Origin of the sequence: Eudoraea sp. (assembly GCF_049665975.1) — a bacterium.
Classification (GTDB): domain Bacteria; phylum Bacteroidota; class Bacteroidia; order Flavobacteriales; family Flavobacteriaceae; genus Eudoraea.
This window is the reverse complement of the sequence record NZ_JBATGR010000541.1, coordinates 1-3192: the sequence shown is the minus strand read 5'-3', so window position 1 is coordinate 3192 and position 3192 is coordinate 1. Positions and strand designations below refer to the sequence as shown.

General features: G+C 42.0%; 2 protein-coding genes. One reads left to right on the top strand and one right to left on the bottom strand.

Translation table 11 applies throughout. The annotated features are described in order from the left end of the window. A partial coding sequence (locus WBN20_RS17030) for a response regulator (RefSeq protein ID WP_424282550.1) occupies positions 1-664 on the bottom strand: 664 nt, incomplete at its 3' end. Positions 665-885: 221 nt separating this feature from the next. On the opposite strand from WBN20_RS17030, the gene WBN20_RS17025 reads away from it, so the two are divergent. Next, a partial coding sequence (locus WBN20_RS17025) for a hypothetical protein (protein ID WP_424282549.1) occupies positions 886-3192 on the top strand: 2307 nt, incomplete at its 3' end.

The window sequence follows — 3192 nt, the reverse complement described above, 5'->3', positions numbered from 1 at the left end:
GATCTTTAGACAGATGTAATACCCCTTGTCTTACGGCCTCGGCCTTTCCGCCATTGTGCTCACAATTATAGATGCTGATGGTATCCTCATTGCCTTTCCGCAACTTTTCCAGTACTTCAAGGGTATTATCGGTACTTCCATCATTTACAAAACACAGGTGATACCCCAGATTTTCGGTGGCGAATTTCTGGAATTCTACACTGGATAATCGCTCTTCTTCGTTGTAGCATGGAATCACAATACCTACACAATACTTCTGAAGCATTTGGTTAGCGGGGGAAACATATTCTGGTGAAGGCAATGAACATACTCCGAGGATCCTGTCTATCCGCGCAACCATCTCATTAAGGCCTACCGGTTTTTTCATATAATCATTGATACCCAGGTCAAAACCATCTACAATAACATGTTCATTGGTATTCCCTGATAGTACCAAAACAGGAGTGTCCTGGGTTTTTTCTAAACGAATATATTTCACTACCTCGAGGCCCGACATCCCCGGCATATTGATATCTACAATAACGAGGTCTGGTTGAAATTTGTCATAGAGGGCAATGCCCTTCGTTCCGTTATCGGCGATCCGTATGTCGAACCCCAGTTCGGTCAATTTTTTTTCTACTGACAGCAATATCAATTGCTGGTCATCAATGGCTAAAATTTTCATAGGTTAAGTATTAATTAATATTTGGACAATTAGAAACCAGAGTATTTAATTTTTCTGATTTCTTAGCCAAAAGTAGGCAGACCTGACGTCCCGGATGACGCATTGAAGATGAATGGGAGTTTTCTGTAGGTCAATGGAAGTCTGGTATCCATGACTGATAGTGGGCAAACCCCACAATATATCTACTTTTATAGTGTTATATTTTCTTACAGGAATTGCGTATGAAGCAATCTAATATTTTGTTGTTTTTGGCCCTTGTGATAGGGGTGGCGTTTCATGGATCGGCCTTGTTTTTTACACTGGAGACCACCTACGATGCGCTTATCCATTTATTTTTTGCAGACCATTATGCTTCAAACTGGTGGGAACCCTGGGATTATAGGTGGTATACCGGTTTTACCGTAATGGGATATCCTCCTCTGGCACATCAGGTGATGGCCCTTTTTTCAGTTCTGGGGGGATTAAAATTTGGACTTTACACGGTAGCAATTGGAAGTATTATTTTATTCATAACCGGCATCTACAGGTTTGGATTATTGCTTACAGGAAATCGTCAGATTGCCGGGTATACGGCTTTGCTAGGAGTGTTTTCATCAACTTTTATTGAAACCCTACATATTTTTGGCCAGATACCAAGTATTATTGGATTGTCTGTATTGCTGCACGCCTTGCCGGAGATCTATGAATGGATACGGAAGGGGAAACTACTGAAACTCATCATGGCCTTATCACTTATTGCTGTAACGGTTACATCGCACCATGTTACACCAATCTTCGGGATGGTATTTTTTATTTTTCCCTTGATTGGGATGGCCATTATGGACGATGCCAAAGAAAAGGTAAAGCAGACCGGGTGTATTACTTTCAAGGTTTTCCTCCAATCGTTCAGGAAACTCTTTTGGAGGATCGTAGGCTTTGGAACAGGATCTCTGGTGCTCATTATTGTTTGTATTCTGCCGTATTGGTTGAATTCAAAACAAAATCCGATTACCCAAGTCCCAATACCCCATGGTTCCAGGGACAATTTTCTTGAGGTGACCTCTTCGGGCCTTGTTTTCTTCTTAATACCATGGGGAGTATTGTTGTTTATACTTCCTTATATTTTCTATCGCTTTTACAGTAAACGATACCTGTTTTTTGGGATTTCGATTACCATCCTCACCATCCTGGGAACGGGAGGGACCACCCCAATCCCGAGATTAGTTCTGGGTGAGACCGCCTTCAATATCCTAACCTTAGACCGCTTTACATTATGGGCCACCATCATGGCCCTGCCTATGTTCGGGGAATTTATTTACAGATTGGTGGAAGGCGACCTTAAAAAGGCGTTGCAGGCCAGGTTTGGTTCGGTTTACCACAGACTTCTTGGTGGTTTTCTGGCGGCAGGCATCTTGTTTATGGTGATTTTTACAATGAGCTTAGGCTATTTCAGGCCTTCCCAGCCGCAAAAGATTAAAATGCTGCCCATCGTTAATTTCCTCAATCAGGATATGCATGACCACTGGCGGTACCTTACCCTGGGTTTCGGTGACCAGATGGCGTGGCTCTCTGCTCAAACCAAGGCGATGACTGTAGATGGTAATTACCACTCGGCTCGCAGACTTCCGGAATTAACGAGTAAGGCTATTGAGCGTTTGGAGAATTCGAAATTCAGAGGATTAGAGGGGATAGGGTCTTTGCAACAATTCCTGACAATTCCTGAAAAATACAATCTGAAATATATCTTTTCCAATGATAAATTTTACGATCCTATACTCTACTATTGTGGCTGGCAACGATTGCAGCAGCTTGAGAACGGGATCATGGTTTGGGAACGGCTAAATATACCTCCCCTCCCGGCCATTCTTCCAAAGGATGAGGTAACTGTTTATTTGAAAATCATGTGGGGTATTATCCCCCTTCTTACGGTGCTGTTGGCTTTTATTTTGCATGCACCGCTTATATGGATAAGGGCTTTGAAATCTAAAACACTGCCCCCTGCAGCCTATATGTCTTTTAAAATTCAACTGAAGGAGTTCCCAAAAAAACTTATCAGGACCAATCATAGCTGGGCATTACTACTTTTTGCGGGCCTGCTATATGGTAGCTATGAATTTTATTTAAATAATTCGGCACAAATAGCTCCTGAAAATGTAGTAAAAGCCTATTATGATGCATTAGATTTCAAAGAGTTTGAAAGAGCACATTCTTATCTCGCTCCCTCAAAAGGGATCTCAATGGACCAGTATATGCTTGAGGTTTCTGTTACGGATGGCATTCTCAGTTCCTATGCTAAATTAGATTCCATAGGTATAGAATTGACGTCTTCCGGCAAAAATACTGCCAGTGCTTTGGCCCATACTGTTTGGATTACACCTTTAGAGACCATCAAAAAAACAATAAGCCATGTGTTACTGAAAGAAGGGCAGAAATGGTACATTATGCCTGGTCCAACCCCAAAAGACCTTCCCCCGGATCAATTGTTGACCTCCAATGGAACCAATTTTTACAATCATGGCAGAAAGAAAATAACCACTCAACAAACGCAC